Source organism: Mesorhizobium sp. M0904, assembly GCF_040319475.1.
In the GTDB taxonomy this organism is placed as follows: Bacteria; Pseudomonadota; Alphaproteobacteria; order Rhizobiales; family Rhizobiaceae; genus Mesorhizobium.
Window position 1 is genome coordinate 102,013 of the sequence record NZ_JAMYOC010000014.1, and the last position, 16,244, is coordinate 118,256.

Here is a 16,244-nt window from a genome sequence, read left to right on the forward strand (position 1 = left end):
CCTGAAGGGAGTCTGAGCCGACATAATCACTCTGCCGGACAAGTCAACTGCGGCGCCAAAGCGCCGCTGTGTGGCGTTTCGGGAATAAGTGCTATCGGCTGATGGCGGCGACGAAGTCGCGCACTTCTTCGATCAGCGAGCCAAGCCGCTTCAGCGTGCCGGCGTCTTCGGGCCGGCATTCGATCGCACTGGCGCAATCGGCGATGGCGAAGGCGCCGACCCCGCGCGCCGAGCCTTTGAGCCCGTGTGCCAATAGCAGCCGCTGCCCGACATCCGCATCGACGATCTTGTCGCGCACCGACAGCGCCTGCTGCACGAACAGAGCCAGCACCTCCTGCTCGAGGCTCCGATCGCCCATCGTCTGGCGCGCAAGATGCGCCAGGTCGATCGGCCGCGCCCCGGCTGTCCCCGACACATCGCCGCCGGGCATCGAGAAGGCAATGCCGTTTTCGCCACGTATCACTTTGAGACTCCGTTCTTCGACCGCCGCAAAAACTAGGCGTATCCGGTGGACAACGGGTTAATGATTGGCCCGGAAAAATGTCGCGATAACGGCGCCGGAATCACGGCTGTGTTAACCTTATATTTAAAGTTTTACGTATCGGGCGGAATGCATGTTTTCTTTACCCGGCTGTGTCATTACGATACGACAGGGTCCATTTTCAGCCTCCTGCGCGGGACACGCTAGGCAGAATCAATAAGCAGAACCATAAGTCCCGCCGCAGCTTGTACAGGGTAGCGAAGGCATGGCGAAGAAACCAACGACGACAAGAACGCTCGACAGCGACGTAGCCAGAGAACTCGAAAAGGCACTCGATATCGACCTGAGCGGCGATGCCGGCGGCGACTTCGACATGGCGGCATCCATGGAAGATCTGGAAGCGCAAATATCGCAAGCCGCCGACGAGCTGGCGCGCGAAGGTCGCAGCCAGAACGAACCGCCTGCCCCGGACCAGACCCAGAGCGCGGCACAAGCCGCCAATCAACGCCAGAACGCAAATTCCGCGCCAAAGGCCAAGCCGGCTGAGTTGCGTCCTGTCGCAACGCGCAATGGCTCGCAGCCGGCAGCTTTCTCGCCGGCCAACGACGATCGTCAAAAAGACTATAAAACGCTCCTGCACACCCTCAATCGGCGCGCCTCGAACACGATCTATTGGGTCGTGGCTTTCGTTTCGCTGGCCTGGATCGCCGGCGCTGGCGGCCTTGCGAACCTGTTGTTCGGACCTGGCATCTGGAACATCCGCACCTTCGATCAGTTTTTCGCCCGTCCCGAGCTGATCGGCCTGGCGGTCGCGGCAATCGTGCCTGTCATCCTGTTCTGGGCATTCGCAGTGATGATTCGCCGCGCTCAGGAGATGCGCCTTGCCGCGCAGTCGATGACCGAGGTGGCCTTCCGTCTGGCCGAGCCGGAAAATCTTGCCCAGGATCGCGTCATGATGATCGGCCAAGCGGTTCGCCGCGAGGTGGCAGCCATGGGCGAAGGCATCGAACGCACGCTTGCGCGTGCCGTCGAGCTCGAAACGCTGGTTCACAGCGAGGTGAACCAGATCGAGCGCTCCTATTCAGAGAACGAGTCCCGCATCCGCTCGCTGGTCGACGGGCTGGGCAGCGAGCGCGAAGCAGTCGTCACCCATGCCGAGCGCGTGCGCGCCTCGATCACCGGCGCCCACGAGACACTGAAAGACGAGATCAACGCCGCCAGCGATATCATTCGCGACAGCATTCTCAATGCCTCGACCAAGCTGTCGATGACGATCAACGAATCCGGCGACACGCTGATCGACAGGATCAACGGAAGCTCGATGTCGATCTTCGATTCGGTGGAAGGCCGGCTCGAATCGATCACCGATCGGCTGTCGACGTCGGGCGAGGCCTTCGCCAGCCTGCTCGACACCCGCATCGCCAAGCTGACGGACACCACCGATGGCCTGACGCGGTCGCTGACCGACCTGCTCGACGACCGCACAAGCGGCATGGTGTCGCTGCTCGGCGGCGCCGCCCGCACACTCAATTCGGAATTCGAAGCCAGCCTCAACGGCATCGAGCGGACGCTTGCCGAACGTGGCCAGGCGCTGATCAGCGAGTTCCAGACCCGCGCCGAGGCGCTCGACACCGGCACGCAGAAGCTCAACGCCGCGCTGGAGGCTCGCGCACGCCAGATCAACGAGACGCTGGTCGAGCGCGCGCGCGAAATCGCCCACACCTTCCAAGATAGCAAGGAGACGCTGTCGGCAATGATCGATCAGGGCAAGACCCAGATCGGTGCCGACATGGCCGACATCATTTCATCGACCTCGACCATGCTTGAAGCCCGCGCCGGCGATTTCGCCGGGCGCATGGAAGCGGCACGCCATGTCGTATCGCGTTCGTTCGACACGGACATCGAGCGGCTTGCCGATGCTCGCGCCGGCATAGAGGAAGCCGTCGAAAACCATAGCCGCAAGCTTTCCGAAAGCCGCGACCGGATGGCGGCGGCAATGCAGGCCGATTTGGCGAAGTTCGCCGAGGGTCGCGCCGAAATCGACGCAGCGGTGGCCAACCAGGTGCAGAAGCTTGCCGAAGGCCGCATCCTTATCTCGCGCGCCCTTGAGGAGGATCTGCGCAAGGTCAACGAATCGCGCGCAGCGATCGACGCTTCACTGGGCAGCCATCTCGAAAGCCTTGAAGAGGGTCGCAACAGGCTGGCCCAGGCCCTGAACGAAGACTCCGGAAAACTCGTGCAAGCTCGTACGATAATTGATGAAATGGTTGCCGGGCACGTCGGCAAGCTCGCCGAAGGCCGCAGCATCCTTTCGCGCGCGCTCGAGGCCGACCTCGGCAAGTTGGCAGAGAGTCGCGCCGCCATCGACGGCCTCGTCGCCGGTCAGGTCGAAAAGATCGCCGAGGGTCGCGCCATACTCGCCAGTGCGCTCGAAGCCGACATCGCCGGCATCAATGGCCTCATCGAGGCGCATTCGGCGAAATTGGCGCAAGACCGCAGCGGTCTTTCCCAGTCACTCGATAACGACCTCTCCGACATCAGGAGTCTGATCGCTGATCATTCCGGCAGGCTCGCCGATGACCGCAGCCTGCTTTCGAAGACGCTTGAGGACGATCTTGCCAAGCTGGCCGAAAGCCGGTCGAGCATCGATGGGCTGGTTGCCGGCCAGGTCGAGAAGCTGGCGGAAGGCCGCGATATCCTCAAGCGCGCGCTTGAATCGGACCTGAACGCTATCAAGGGCGTCATCGCCAGCCAGTCTGAAAAGCTGGCGGAAGACCGTGGCCAGTTGTCACGGGCGCTGGAGAGCGACCTGGAGGCTGTGCGGGGCGTTGTCTCCGATCACATGAACAAGCTTGCCGAAGACCGTTCGACCCTTTCGAAGGCGCTCGAAGACGATCTCGCCAAGTTGGCCGAAAGCCGCTCGAGCATCGATGTGATGGTTGCCGGCCAGGTCGAAAAACTGGCAGAGGGCCGCGACATCCTCAAGCGTGCGCTCGAAGCCGATCTGAGCACTGTCAAGGGCGTCATCGCCAGCCAGTCCGAAAAGCTGGCGGAAGACCGTGGTCAGCTGTCGCGGGCGCTGGAGACCGATCTCGAGACCGTGCGGGGCGTCGTCTCCGAACACATGAACAAGCTTACCGAAGAGCGTTCGGCCCTCTCGAAAGCGCTCGAGGACGATCTTGCCAGGCTGGCAGAGAGCCGTTCGAGCATCGACGGGCTGGTCGCCGGCCAGGTCGAGAAGCTGGCCGAGGGTCGCGACATCCTCAGGCGCGCCTTGGAAGACGATCTTGCAAAGCTGGCCGAAAGCCGCTCGAGCATCGACGGACTGGTTTCCGGCCAGGTCGAGAAACTGGCCGAAGGCCGCGATATCCTCAAGCGCGCCTTGGAGGCCGATCTCAACACGATCAGGGGCGCCATCGCCGATCAGTCGCAGCTATTGACCGATAATCGCGCGCAGTTTTCGCGTGCGTTAGAAGCCGATCTCGGCAACGTCAATAGCCTTGTCGCAACCCACGCAGAGAAGCTCGTCCAGGACCGCTCGACCCTGTCGAAGGCGCTCGAGGACGATCTCGCCAAGCTGGCCGAAAGCCGTTCGAGCATCGATGGGCTGGTTGCCGGCCAGGTCGAGAAACTGGCAGAAGGCCGCGACATCCTCAGGCGCGCGCTGGAAGCCGACCTGGAGAGGCTTGCAATGAGCCGCAGCGAGGTCGACGAGATCGTCGCCGGTCATGTCGGCAAGCTGAGCGAGGGCCGCGACATGCTGACCCGCGCATTGCAGGATGATCTCTCCAGGCTCGCCGAAACGCGCAAGGATGTCGACCGTTCGCTGTCTGGCCATATCGACCAGATCGCCGCCAGGAGCACCGACATCTCCGATGCAATCGCTGCCGACGTAGAAAAGATCGAGCAGGCGTTCAGCCGGCAGACAGGCATCATCGAGGAGCGCGCCAGCACCATGGAGCGGGCGCTGTCGACGGGTGTCGACAACGTTCGCAGTGTGCTGGAAAGAAGCGCGGTCTTCGTCGCCGGGGCGCTGCGCGAGAAGGTCCTGGAAGTCACGAGCGCGCTGCATGAGCAGGCGGGCGCGGCATTCAGCGATGCCGACCGCAAGATCGCTGAGCGCGCCGAGCAGACCTCCGCTGCCCTGCTCGCCAGGGCGGAGGACATCGCCCGCACCTTTGAAGAGGCGGATCGTCGCCTTGCCGCGCGCGCCGAGGATACGTCGAGCGCACTGATTGCCCGCGTCGACGACACGTCGAACACCTTGCTCGCGCGCGCCCAGGAAGCGGCCGATCAGCTGGCAGCCAGAGCAAGTGAGATTGCCGGCACCTTCGACGCGGCGGACCACAGGCTGGTCTCTCGCGCCATCGAAACGGCCCAGTCGCTGGCGGCACGTGCCGGCGACATCCTGCGCAATTTCGAAACGGCCGACGAGCGACTGGGCATGCGCATCGGCGAATCCGCCGAAGCGCTCGCGGCACGCGCGTCGGATCTGGGTCGCATTTTCGACGCCGCCGACCAGCAACTTATTTCGCGCATTGCCGAAGGCTCCGAAGCACTTTCGGCCCGTGCGTCTGAGATCGGCCGCATCTTCGAGGAGGCGGATCATCGCCTGGTATCCCGTATCGCCGACAGCAGCACCGCCATCGGCGAACATGCCGACACCATTGTCGGCGCCTTCACCAGCACCGAGCAGCGGGTTGCCGAGCGCGCTAGGCAGACTGGCCAGGAACTCGCCGTCCATGCCCGTGAAATCGAGCAGGTGCTTGCCGGTGCCGACGAACGCCTGGCATCGAGTGCGGCTGCCACAGCGGCCCGCGTCGAGGAGCAGGTCGCCGGCGTCGAGAACCGCCTCGCCTACTCCGCCGAGACAATGGGCCAAAGGCTCAACGAGCAGGTCGCGAACGCCGAGGCGCAGTTGGTCTCGCGTGCCAACACGATCGCCGAAACCTTCACCGCGGTCGGCCAGCATATCGGCCAGAGCACCAATGACGCTGCAAAGACCATCGGTGCCAATACTCGCGAGCTCAATACGATGCTCGCGGCACGTTCGGCTGAAATATCAAAAATCCTGGACGAGACGGCACGGCCTCTGGTCGAGCGCTTTGCCCAGGGCGGCTCCGAGCTGCAAAAGAGCATGGAAGAGGTCACAGAACGTGCGACCGAGAAGCTGCGCACTCAAAACGCCGCCCTCGTCGACGCCCTCGCCAGCCGCACGGCAGAAACCCTGTCGGCCGTCGAAGGCGCGCGCTCGACGCTTGCCGACAGCGTTGCCGACCTCATCGGCCGCATGACCACCTCCAGCTCGCAGCTCGGTCAATTGATCGAGCAGGCGGCGGGCAATCTCGGCCAGGTTGAAGAACGCCTGACCGGGAGCACGCAAAGCTTCGCAGCGACCACGGAAAAGACCGCGCAGACCTTCGCCAGTTCGGCGCGCCTGGTCGATTCGAACACGACACGGCTCACCGAGCTGTCGTCCTCGACCTTGCGCGAGGTTGCTTCCATCGCCACCAAGTTCGACGAGCACAGCCGGTTGCTTTCCAGTGCCTCGGACCTGTTGAGCTCGGCCCAGAGCAATCTCGAGCACACGCTCGAAAGGCAATCGTCGCTGGAGGACCTCGCCGTCGGCCTTGTCAAGAAATCGGAAGATCTCGAAAGGGTCATGCGCTCGTTCGAGAATCTGGTCGGCCAAACGCTGCAGAACGCCGAAGGCAAGACGCTGGAATCCGCCGACAAGATCCGTACCGCGATTTCTGAAGTGGTCGATTCGGCCACCAAGCGCTTTGCCGATGCGACCGAGGAGATGCGGCGTACCGCCGGCTCGATCAAGAGCGAGCTCGACCTCACCCGCGCCGAGCTCAAGAAAGGCGTCATCGAGATGCCGGAAGAGGCAAAGGAATCGACCACGGCTATCCGCCGTGCCGTTTCAGAGCAGATCAACGCGCTGAAGGAACTTTCTGAAATCGTTGCGAAATCTGGCCGTAGCGCCGACAGTTCGGAACAGCGCAACCTGCGTCCGGCGCCGCAAGCGCCTGCCGCACGCCCCGCCGAACCGCCACGTCGCCCGGCTCCGGCTCCAGAACAGCGCCGTCCCCCGCAGGCGCCTTCGGGCGAGGCGGCGCTGCGCGGCACGCTCGACCTCGAACGCCCCGCAGACCAAGCGCCACGCCAGCGCGACCCCAACGGCCGCACGCCGCAAGGCGGCTGGGTGCGCGACCTCCTGACCGGTGCATCGCGCGAAGACGACGCCAAGCCGGCGGTGCCCGCCGAAGCGCCGCGCCCTGCTCCCGCTGCTCGTTCGCCGCTTCATGTCGTAGAATCGCTGAACTCGCTCTCGGTCGATATCGCGCGCGCCATCGATCACGATGCCTCGATCGAGCTCTGGAACCGCTACCGGCGCGGCGAGCGCGACGTCTTCACGCGCCGACTTTACACGCTGAAGGGCCAGCAGACGTTCGACGAGATCCGCCGCAAATATCAGTCGGAGGCGGAGTTCCGAGCTGCTGTCGATCGTTACTGCGACGATTTCGAAAAGCTGCTCAAGGACGTGTCGCGCAACGACCGCGACAACATCATGGCACAGACCTACCTGACCTCGGATACCGGCAAGGTCTACACGATGCTGGCACACGCCAGCGGCCGCCTTCACTAGAGCGGGCGATAGAGAATAAACGAAAAGGCGGGATTTCCCGCCTTTTTCATGCCGTACTGAATTCCATTGGCGCTGTAGAGTGCCGTGCCAGCAGTTCCGGCCGCGTCAGATCACAGTGTCGGTCCAGCGGACGATTTGCCCGGCCGCATCGCCGAACGCGGCATCGAGCGCGCCGACATAGGCCTGGTTGCCATTGCCCGAAACGGGCGCGATGGCGCTAAACGTCTTCGAAGCGCGCACTTCACCGTTGCGGTCGTTCAACAGGCGCACGAACAGCTCGACCTCGGCATGTTCGCCGCCATCGACACGCACCTCGAACGAGCGGATCTCGACGATCACCTGATAGTCGATCGCCAGCCCCTCGCCTGGCTTGCCGACGCCGGTGAAGCTGCCCGAGCGCTGGAACGTCTCTGCCAGCCGCGCCTGTACGATCATCGGCAGCCGGTCGGCCCATTGCGCGCCCTTGAGATACTGGATCGATCGCGGTGATGGCTTGATGACGATGTTCTGGCTATCCAGCGCCTTGAGCGCCGAAGGCTGGGCGATGAGTATCTGGCGCCGGCTGCGGGCACGCGCTTCCAGCGACGGCGCCGAAAGCTCGAACGTATCCAGCGGCGCCGGTCTGCCGCCGGGCAAGGCCGCGCAGCTTGCAAGCGAAAGCGCCAGCAACACCGCCCCGACCTTAGACCCACCCGATGTGATGCTGCCTGAACTGATCGACTTCAAACGCGATCCCCCCCGGATCGTGGAAACAATGCGCATCTGCCAGCTATGTTCTTGCGGTGGTCGGGGATCGAAGTCAACGGCGCACCCTGCCGTCGAACTGCCGGACCTCGCCCTCGCCGCCGGACAAGATCCTTTGTGGGTTGCGGCTGAGATCGGTTACCGCCTCTTCGATGCGGTTGATCGAACGGCGGCTGTCCTGGACCAGCGCTTCGACGTTTTGCAGCCCTTGTCCCGAGAACCGCGCCAGATTGTCGGTAATGGTACCGAGACGGGCGTTCAGCGTGTCGGCGACCTGCTTGAACGATTTCAGCGTCGCTCTGGCGTCGGCCATGACGCCGTCGGCCTGACCGGAGCCGAGCAGTTTGTCGACCTTGGCAAGAATACCGTCGACTCGCACCGAGGCATCGTTGAGGCGTCCTGCGAGTTGGTGCGCGTCTTTGATGGTTTCATCGATGTCGTCGGCTCGGTTGGCGAACTTGTTGGTCACCTTGGCGATGTCGGCGGCAGCCTCGTTGGCGTTTTCGCTGGCCTTCTGGATATTGGCCAGCGCGGTGCGCACCTCAGCCGGATCGATGCCGTCGAGAACGCCGTCGACCTTGGCCAGCGTGCCTTGCGTCTTCTGGGCGAAGTCGTTGATCGAGCCGACCGCCGTGTCGACGTTCTTGATAACCGTGTCGAACTGCTTGCTGGTTTCCTTGAGGTTGGAAGTGACCGTGTCAACGTTGGCGACGATGCTCTTGATCTGGTCCTTGTCGACGGCATTGAGTAGCCCTTCCGCCGCCTTTAGGGTGCCGTCGAGCTTGCCCGAAACACCCTTCAGTTCGTCCGCCAGCGAGCTGACGCTGGCCAGGAACTTGTCGACGCCGTCCGCATTCCTGGCCAGTGCATCGGAGAAGGTCTGGACATTGTTGACGGTCTGCGTCAGCGGCCCGCGAACATCCTTGGTGAAGCCTTCGAGCTCCGAAAGGACCTTGTCGGCCCGGGTGAAGATGTTCTGCGCCGTCTGCAACAGGTTGGTGACCGCCGACGGGTTGGCAACGATCTCGGCGACGCGGCCTTCCTTTTCCGCCTCGTCGAGGAGTTTTGGCTCCTTGGGGTCGGCGCCCTTGAGCTCGATGTTGGCCTGGCCGGTGAGGCCGGCAAGCCCGATATCGGCCTGCGTCGACTTGGTGATAGGCGTGTTCCGGTCTATTTCGGTGTCGGCGATAGCAGCAGTCGGATTGTCGACGTCGATATAGACACGGCGCACGTCGCCGACTTTGACGCCATTGAACAGCACGAAACTGCCACGGCCGAGCCCCGAAGCGGAGCCTGGAATGCGCACGCGCAGCACCGCCGTCTCGCCCCTTTCGCCGATAGCCGCCGTCCAATAGACGAAAGCGAAAGCCGCGAGGATCGCGGCCAGCGTGAAAATGCCGACAATGACGTAGTTGGCCCTGGTTTCCATTGCTCACTTATGGCTATGCGCGCGCCGCAAGATCAAGTTGCCGGGCGCGTTTTCCGCGGAAATAGGATTTTACCCAGGGTTCCTCGCTCCTGAGCATGTCGTCGATCGTGCCCTCGACCAGCACTTTCTTGTTGCCAAGCACCGCCACGCGGTCGCACGCGGTAAACAGCGTGTCGAGATCATGCGTGACCATATACACGGTCAAATCCATCGTATCGCGCAGCTTGACGACCAATTCGTCGAATTCAGCCGCACTAATTGGATCGAGGCCTGACGTCGGCTCGTCGAGGAAAACGATGTCCGGATCGAGCGCCAGGGCGCGCGCCAAGGCGGCGCGCTTGATCATGCCGCCGGAGAGCTCGGAGGGGAATTTCTGCGCCGCCTCCGGCGGCAGTCCGACCAACTCCACCTTAAGCATGGCAAGTTCGTCCATCAGCTTCTTCGGCAAATCGAGGTATTCGCGCATCGGCACCTGGACGTTTTCGAGGACCGTCAGCGCCGAAAAAAGGGCGCCATGCTGGAACAGCACGCCAAGCCGCATGTCGATTCGAAGGCGCTCCCTTTCGGTTGCCTTCTCGACGTCGACGCCGAACAGTTTGATTGTGCCCGATTGCTTGCGCGTCAAGCCAAGGATGGTGCGCAAGAGAACAGATTTGCCCGCACCGGAGGCACCAACAAAGCCGAGAATCTCCCCGCGCCAGATATCGAGCGACAATTTGTCGAGAACGACCTGGTCGGCGAACGATACGGTGATGTCGTGTGCCGACAGCACGATCTCGTCTTCTTTGACCTTCGTCGCCACCTTGGTCGTGTTTGTGCCCGGCAGCGCCATCTCAGAACTCGATCGCTGCATAGAACATGGCGAAAAGCCCGTCGAGGATAATGACCACGAAGATCGACTTCACCACTGAGGCGGTCACATGCTGGCCGAGCGATTCGGCGCTGCCGCCAACCTTCATGCCCTCGACCGAGGCGATTATGCCGATGATCATGGCCATGAACGGCGCCTTGATCAGGCCCGCAAAGATGGTGCTGAGGTCGATTGCGACACGCAGCCGGTCGATGAACGCTGCCGGTGCAATATCAGAGTAGAGCCACGCAGCCAAAATGCCGCCGCCCAGTGCTGCAAAGTTGGCGATGATCGTCAGGCAAGGCAGCGCGACGACCAGCGCGACCAGCCGCGGAAACACCAGCACGCCGATTGGATTAAGACCGATCACCTTCAGCGCATCGACCTCCTCGCGCATCTTCATCGAGCCGATCTCGGCGGTGATCGCGCTACCGGAGCGGCCGGCGATCATGATCGCCGTCATCAAAACGCCGAGCTCGCGCAGGATCAGCACGCCGACCAGGTCGACGACGAAGATGTCGGCGCCGAAATAACTGAGCTGATAGGCGCCTTGCTGGGCAACGATCGCACCGACGATGGCCGACATCAGCACCACCACCGGTATGGCGCCGACGCCCATGCGATCGATCTGGTTGAAGATCGCCGCCATATTGACGGCATGGCCACGGCCAAGCTTCATCTGAGAGCCGCGTATCGTGGCGCCGAGGATGTTCATTGCGGCCAGGAAATCGTCGCGCATCTCATAGACGCGACGGCCTACCGCCTCGAGCCCCCGAATGATGAAGTTGGGCGGCTTTGTCGGACCGGATCCGGGCTCGCGTCGAACCGCATCGCCGACGGCGCCAAGCAGGATCGAGGCAATCTCGCTTTGCCCCTGCATCTTGATCTCGACGCCCTTCTTTTCGAAGCTGCTCACCAGGCGATCGATCAGCCACGCCCCGGCAGTGTCCATCTTCTCGATCTGCGACAGATCGAGCGCCAGCGTCTGGAAGCCGCTGCGCTTCTCGATCTTGCGCATCTCGGCATCGACCAGGGCGACGGTGCGTGTCGTCCAGCTTCCCGAGAACGCGCAGCCAAGAACGCCGCCCTCCTCGCCGATCGCGATGCGCGGCTGGTGGTCGGGCTCCTTGGCAGGGCCGCTTGCGTCGCGTTTGCGGATGGTCAACATGGCGTCCTGTTTAGCCTGACGGGGCCGAGCTGTCGATTTGCCGACATCCTCCTTGTGCACAGCCGGAGCAGAAAAATATGGCGCGTGTCATTTCGGTCGAGGCCGAGCGCTTTCCGATAGCCGGGACCTTTACCATTTCGCGCGGCTCGAAGACCGAAGCGGAGGTGATTTCCTGCGCCATCACCGAAAACGGCCGTACAGGGCGCGGCGAATGCGTTCCTTACAAGCGCTATGGCGAGACCGTTGAGGGTGTGCGTGGCGCGATAGAGGCGATGCGCAGTGAGATCGCGCACGGCATCAGCCGCATCGCCCTGCTCGGTGCCATGCCTGCCGGCGCGGCACGCAACGCCATCGACTGCGCGCTCTGGGACCTGGAAGCGAAGATCAGCGGAACACCGGTGGCGCATACGATACGAACCGTTCCGTTACGACCGCTTGAGACGGCGTACACATTGTCGCTCGCCGAGCCGGAAGCGATGGCGGCGCAGGCCCGCGCCAACGCCCAGCGCCCGCTGCTCAAGGTCAAGATCGGCGGCGACAACGACATCGCCCGCATCCGCGCAGTGACGGCGGCGGCACCCGACAGCCGAATCATTCTTGATGCCAACGAAGGCTGGACGAACGACAACATCGTAGAAAACCTCGCCTTTGCCGCTGCGCAAGGTATCGCCTTGATCGAACAGCCGCTGCCGGCGGGACATGACGGTATTCTTCGCCACATCGCGCATCCGGTGCCGATCTGCGCCGACGAAAGCGTGCACGAGGCGAAGGATATTGGAGCGCTTGTCGGCCTCTACGACGCCATCAACATCAAGCTCGACAAATCCGGCGGCCTGACCGCAGCACTCGTGCTTCGCGACCGCGCCCGCGAACTGGGTCTTGGCGTTATGGTCGGCTGCATGGTCGGCACATCGCTTGCGATGGCGCCGGCCGTTCTGTTGGCGCAGGATGCCGATTTCGTCGATCTCGACGGTCCGTTGCTGCTAGCCCGCGACCGCATTCCCGGTCTCGTCTATCAAGGGTCGCTGGTGTCACCGCCCGAGCCGGCGCTGTGGGGCTGAACGCGCCGCAAGTCCGATCAGCGCCAGGCCCGTCAGGGCGATCGGGATCATGGCAAAGAAGCCGTTCGCGCCGAAGCGGTCGTAAAGAGGACCGGAAATGAGCGTCGCCACCGCCATGAAGAAGCCGTTGGAAAAATAGGCGATGCCTTGCGCCGCCCCGGTGCGTTCTTCCACGACCGTCTCACCGATCATCTTTTGCAGGCCGATCAGCACCAGCGCCACCGAAACCGCGTGCAGCGTCTGGATCGCGAAAAACCCGCCAACGCCAAGTCCAAGCGGCCAGATCAAAGGGAAGGCGATCCAGCGCACGATAGCGCCTGTCCCGGCAATCAGCATGATCGACACGATCGAGAAGGAGGCGAAAGCCCGAGTGAAGACGACGAACATGCATATCTCGGCGACGACGCCCCACCCCCAGAGCAGCCCAACAACCGAATCGCTGATGCCGATCGACTTCCAGTAGATCGACACGAAGCCGTAGAGAAACGCGTGGCTGGCGGTGATGACGCCGACCCCGGTCGAAAAATAAAGAAAATACGGGTTGAGGAGTTTTGATGCCGATTGCTGGATGTCGGCAGCCGAAAGCGGCGAGGCGCGGCGCGGGCGGCCGAGGCGCGGCGCAATCAGCCCGGCGGCTAGCGCGGCGCATAACGACACGAAGATGATCACCGGGACAGCCTGAGCACCGCTCGCCGACAAGATGAAACCGCCGGCGAGATTGGCACAGAGATAGGAGATCGAGCCCCATTTGCGCATGCCGGCGTAGTTCGAGCCGAAGCGGCGAACACCAGAAAGGGCGAGCGAATCGGCAATCGGCGAATGCGGCGTCCAAACGACCGTCAGCGCCAGGGATACGGCAAGTACCATTGCGTAGGTCGGCGGCAGGAGGTAGCCGGCGGACAGGATCAGCGATGCGGCGACCAGCGCAACATAGACATTGGCGCGATCGCTCGCTTTGTCTGCCAGCGCGGTAAGAAAAGGCGTCGTTGCCACACGCAGGAACATCGGCGCGGCGAGGATCACGGCTATCTGCTCGGCGTGGAACCCCTTGGCCTGCAGCCACAGGGGAAAATACGGCACATGCGTTCCGAGCGGCACGAAGAGCGTGAAGAAGATCAAGCTCATGCGCAGTTCGAAATGGCGTGGCTTGACGAGCTGTTCGGGCGAAAGCGGCGGCAGCGAGGACATTGACAGGCGATCCGTCGGCACGGCATTCAGCCGGGTCGGCCCACCACACCTGCCGCTGCATAACACGGCGAAAAAGTCGATGAAACCGCTGGACTAACCGATTGAAGCGAGGGCGGCCGGGTTTTGGTCAAGCCGCCTGGACTGCCCTGCCCTTGATGTCGATCGGCACGAGCACCTCGCCGCCGACCGGAGTCTCCGGCAGGACATGCGCCCAGTGCAGGATCTCCATCCGGCCGTCAAAATGCTCGACCACCGCCGTGCAGCTCTCCACCCAGTCGCCGGTGTTGATGTACTGCACGTCCTCGTAGCTTTCGATCGCGGCATGGTGGATATGCCCGCAGATCACGCCGTCGACGTGCGAGCGGCGCGCCTCCTCGGTCAGCACGGTCTGGAACGAGCCGATGAAATTCACCGCCTTCTTGACCTTGACCTTGGCCCAGGACGAGAACGACCAGTAAGGCAGGCCGAGCACCTGGCGCAGGCGCGTGATGATGCGGTTGACCAGCATCGCCGCGTCATAGGCGTAGTCGCCGAGATAGGCGAGCCAGCGCGCATTGTGGACGACGGTGTCGAACTGGTCGCCATGAATGACAAGAAGGCGTTTGCCATCGGCGGTCTCGTGGATGGCGCGGTCGGCGACGACAATGCCGCCGAAATGCACGCCCTGGAACTGGCGCGCGAACTCGTCGTGATTGCCGGCGATATAGGTGATGCTGGCGCCCTTGCGCGCCTTGCGCAGCAATTTCTGGACGACGTCATTGTGGCTCTGCGGCCAATGCCAGCTTCGTCTCAAGCGCCAGCCGTCGACGATGTCGCCGACGAGATAGATGATATCGGCATCGTGATGGCGCAGGAAATCGATCAGGAACTCGGCCTTCGCCGCTTTCGATCCGAGATGGACGTCGGAGATGAACATGCTGCGGAAAGTGCGGGGCTCTGCGCCGGACATCATTTGTCACCGTTGCTTTCGCGTGAGGCTATGCCCCGATTCATGCAACAACCGTATGACGGTTGCGATTGGTCCAGCCATCCGGATAGGTTGCCACGGCAATCAGAGGAGAAAATCACCATGGATCTCGGCATTCGCGGCAAGAAGGCCATCGTCTGCGCTTCGAGCAAAGGCTTGGGACGCGGCTGCGCCATGGCACTGGCGGAGGCAGGCTGCGATCTGGTCGTCAATGGCCGCAGCGCCGACGTGCTGGCCAAAACCGCCGCTGAACTGCGGGAGAAATTCGGCGTCAAGGTGACCGAGATCGTCGGCGACATATCCAAACCCGATGTCCAGCAGGCGCTGCTTGCCGCCTGCCCCGATCCCGACATCCTCGTCAACAACAATGGCGGTCCGCCGTTTCGCGATTTCCGCGCGCTCGACCGCGAAAAGATCCTCGAGGGCGTCACCCAGAACATGGTAACCCCTGTCGAACTGGTTCAGGCCGTGATCGACGGCATGGCGGCGCGCGGCTTCGGCCGCATCGTCAACATCACCTCGCTGTCCGTCTATGTGCCTATCCCCGGCCTCGACCTGTCGTCCGGCGCCCGCGCCGGCCTCACCTCGTTCCTCGCCGGCGTCGCGCGGACGGTGATCGACCGCAATGTGACGATCAACAACATGCTGCCGGGAAAACTCGACACCGACCGGCTGCGCGGCCCGCATGAACCCGGCTGTGTCGAGGATCCGGCGGCAGCTGCCGCGCGCAAGGCGCAAGCAGCAGCCAATGTTCCGGCCAAACGGCTCGGCACGCCGGAGGAATTCGGCCAGATCTGCGCCTTCCTGTGCTCGGTCCATGCCGGCTACCTGACCGGGCAGAACGTACCGGTCGACGGCGGCCTCTACGTCAGCGCGTTCTAGTGGTAGAATCCAAACGCTTGGTTACCCTCTGGACGGCGGAAGAACGACCCTTTGCGGTTGTTGGGTGCGAGCGCCGCATGATGCGATCTGACCTTCCTGACATTCGCAGAAGGGAGAATTCCTTTGCCAATGCATGCAAGCTAGCGAGCGAATCCGATACTCGCGATCCCAATTCCGCCCACCAGGATCAGGCTCAGGGCCCACACAGTGTCGAGATTGAACCAGCTTTGTGAGATGAACTTGGGTCCGAGCCATCGATAGACGGCAATGGCGATAACACCGCCGCTTACAATCATCGCGGCCGTATGGACCACGGAGACGGTGGTGGCGGTGATCAGATTACCGGCCATGAGCGTGGTAGCCGCCTGGTGTCCAACATCGAGATCGCCTGCCTGGCACAAGCCGAGATAAATCGGCACCAGCATCAGCCCGGCGCCATGCGCGGTGGCGGCCGCGAAAGACCACAAGGCCAATTGCGCCGGCGGGATACGGGCAAGAACACGCGGGTGGCGCCGGTTGATCAGGAGATAGATCCCGGCTGCGATCACAATCAACCCCGCCGCGATGCGAATCTGTCGTTCCCAGACGATGAGCGTCAGCATCGCGCCGAAGGGCAGCAGGATACCGATCATCGCCACAAAGTGGCCTATTGCCAAAAGGCCGAGCGCCCGAAACAATTCGCCGGCACGTCTGTCCAAAAGGCCGGCCGAAACGGCCAACGGCCAGCCCATGCCAGGATTGATGCCGTGATAAATGCCGCTGGCGACGACGGCCAGCCAGAGACCGGCCGTCGTCCACTCGCTCATCGCTTCATTGACCCGG

At 62.8% G+C, this 16,244-nt stretch carries 11 protein-coding genes; 3 read left to right on the forward strand and 8 right to left on the reverse strand.

The window, feature by feature from the left end; genetic code table 11:
• Nucleotides 1-91: 91 nt before the first annotated feature.
• Complete coding sequence (locus tag NKH80_RS16610) at nucleotides 92-460, reverse strand: Hpt domain-containing protein (protein ID WP_352507889.1); 369 nt, start codon at nucleotides 458-460, stop codon at nucleotides 92-94.
• Between the two features lie 286 nt (nucleotides 461-746).
• On the opposite strand from NKH80_RS16610, the gene NKH80_RS16615 reads away from it, so the two are divergent.
• Entirely contained in the window at nucleotides 747-7,133 is a 6,387-nt protein-coding gene (locus tag NKH80_RS16615) for an apolipoprotein A-IV repeat region-like domain-containing protein (RefSeq protein WP_352992551.1), read from the forward strand.
• Between the two features lie 105 nt (nucleotides 7,134-7,238).
• Here NKH80_RS16615 and NKH80_RS16620 read toward each other — a convergent pair whose 3' ends face one another.
• The 4 genes from NKH80_RS16620 to NKH80_RS16635 are packed head-to-tail and all read right to left on the reverse strand — an operon-like array spanning nucleotide 7,239 to nucleotide 11,324.
• On the reverse strand, nucleotides 7,239-7,895 hold the full coding sequence (locus tag NKH80_RS16620; RefSeq protein ID WP_352992553.1) for an ABC-type transport auxiliary lipoprotein family protein: 657 nt from the start codon (nucleotides 7,893-7,895) through the stop codon (nucleotides 7,239-7,241).
• Nucleotides 7,896-7,932: 37 nt separating this feature from the next.
• Complete coding sequence (locus NKH80_RS16625; RefSeq protein WP_352992555.1) at nucleotides 7,933-9,306, reverse strand: MlaD family protein; 1,374 nt, start codon at nucleotides 9,304-9,306, stop codon at nucleotides 7,933-7,935.
• 13 nt (nucleotides 9,307-9,319) lie between these two features.
• Nucleotides 9,320-10,138, reverse strand: a complete 819-nt coding sequence (locus NKH80_RS16630; RefSeq protein ID WP_254820179.1) for an ABC transporter ATP-binding protein — start codon at nucleotides 10,136-10,138, stop codon at nucleotides 9,320-9,322.
• A gap of 1 nt (nucleotide 10,139) precedes the next feature.
• Nucleotides 10,140-11,324 (reverse strand): ABC transporter permease, encoded by a 1,185-nt coding sequence (locus NKH80_RS16635; protein WP_352705546.1) that lies wholly within the window; start codon nucleotides 11,322-11,324, stop codon nucleotides 10,140-10,142.
• Between the two features lie 77 nt (nucleotides 11,325-11,401).
• On the opposite strand from NKH80_RS16635, the gene dgcA reads away from it, so the two are divergent.
• Nucleotides 11,402-12,385, forward strand: coding sequence for an N-acetyl-D-Glu racemase DgcA (gene dgcA, locus NKH80_RS16640; RefSeq protein WP_352645536.1), 984 nt, complete (start codon nucleotides 11,402-11,404; stop codon nucleotides 12,383-12,385).
• Here dgcA and NKH80_RS16645 read toward each other — a convergent pair.
• Nucleotides 12,356-13,573, reverse strand: coding sequence for an MFS transporter (locus NKH80_RS16645; RefSeq protein ID WP_352507850.1), 1,218 nt, complete (start codon nucleotides 13,571-13,573; stop codon nucleotides 12,356-12,358). The two genes, dgcA and NKH80_RS16645, sit on opposite strands and share 30 nt — an antisense overlap.
• A gap of 127 nt (nucleotides 13,574-13,700) precedes the next feature.
• Nucleotides 13,701-14,522: a UDP-2,3-diacylglucosamine diphosphatase gene (locus NKH80_RS16650; RefSeq protein ID WP_352507849.1), complete on the reverse strand. Its 822-nt coding sequence runs from the start codon at nucleotides 14,520-14,522 to the stop codon at nucleotides 13,701-13,703.
• A 120-nt stretch (nucleotides 14,523-14,642) separates the two neighbouring features.
• Here NKH80_RS16650 and NKH80_RS16655 point away from each other — a divergent pair, with 120 nt between their 5' ends.
• Nucleotides 14,643-15,422, forward strand: coding sequence for an SDR family oxidoreductase (locus NKH80_RS16655; protein ID WP_352705551.1), 780 nt, complete (start codon nucleotides 14,643-14,645; stop codon nucleotides 15,420-15,422).
• 140 nt (nucleotides 15,423-15,562) lie between these two features.
• Here the strand turns inward: NKH80_RS16655 and NKH80_RS16660 are convergent, their stop codons facing one another.
• Nucleotides 15,563-16,228: a hypothetical protein gene (locus NKH80_RS16660; protein WP_254820173.1), complete on the reverse strand. Its 666-nt coding sequence runs from the start codon at nucleotides 16,226-16,228 to the stop codon at nucleotides 15,563-15,565.
• Nucleotides 16,229-16,244 lie beyond the last annotated feature (16 nt).

Excerpts from the sequence above, each read along its gene's own strand:
- NKH80_RS16630 (WP_254820179.1), bottom strand. The coding sequence starts at position 10,138 with ATGGCGCTGCCGGGCACAAACACGACCAAGGTGGCGACGAAGGTCAAA.
- NKH80_RS16650 (WP_352507849.1), bottom strand. The coding sequence starts at position 14,522 with ATGTCCGGCGCAGAGCCCCGCACTTTCCGCAGCATGTTCATCTCCGAC.
- NKH80_RS16615 (WP_352992551.1), top strand. The coding sequence starts at position 747 with ATGGCGAAGAAACCAACGACGACAAGAACGCTCGACAGCGACGTAGCC.
- NKH80_RS16635 (WP_352705546.1), bottom strand. The coding sequence starts at position 11,324 with ATGTTGACCATCCGCAAACGCGACGCAAGCGGCCCTGCCAAGGAGCCC.
- NKH80_RS16660 (WP_254820173.1), bottom strand. The coding sequence starts at position 16,228 with ATGAGCGAGTGGACGACGGCCGGTCTCTGGCTGGCCGTCGTCGCCAGC.
- NKH80_RS16625 (WP_352992555.1), bottom strand. The coding sequence starts at position 9,306 with ATGGAAACCAGGGCCAACTACGTCATTGTCGGCATTTTCACGCTGGCC.
- NKH80_RS16620 (WP_352992553.1), bottom strand. The coding sequence starts at position 7,895 with ATGCGCATTGTTTCCACGATCCGGGGGGGATCGCGTTTGAAGTCGATC.
- NKH80_RS16645 (WP_352507850.1), bottom strand. The coding sequence starts at position 13,573 with ATGTCCTCGCTGCCGCCGCTTTCGCCCGAACAGCTCGTCAAGCCACGC.
- dgcA (WP_352645536.1), top strand. The coding sequence starts at position 11,402 with ATGGCGCGTGTCATTTCGGTCGAGGCCGAGCGCTTTCCGATAGCCGGG.
- NKH80_RS16655 (WP_352705551.1), top strand. The coding sequence starts at position 14,643 with ATGGATCTCGGCATTCGCGGCAAGAAGGCCATCGTCTGCGCTTCGAGC.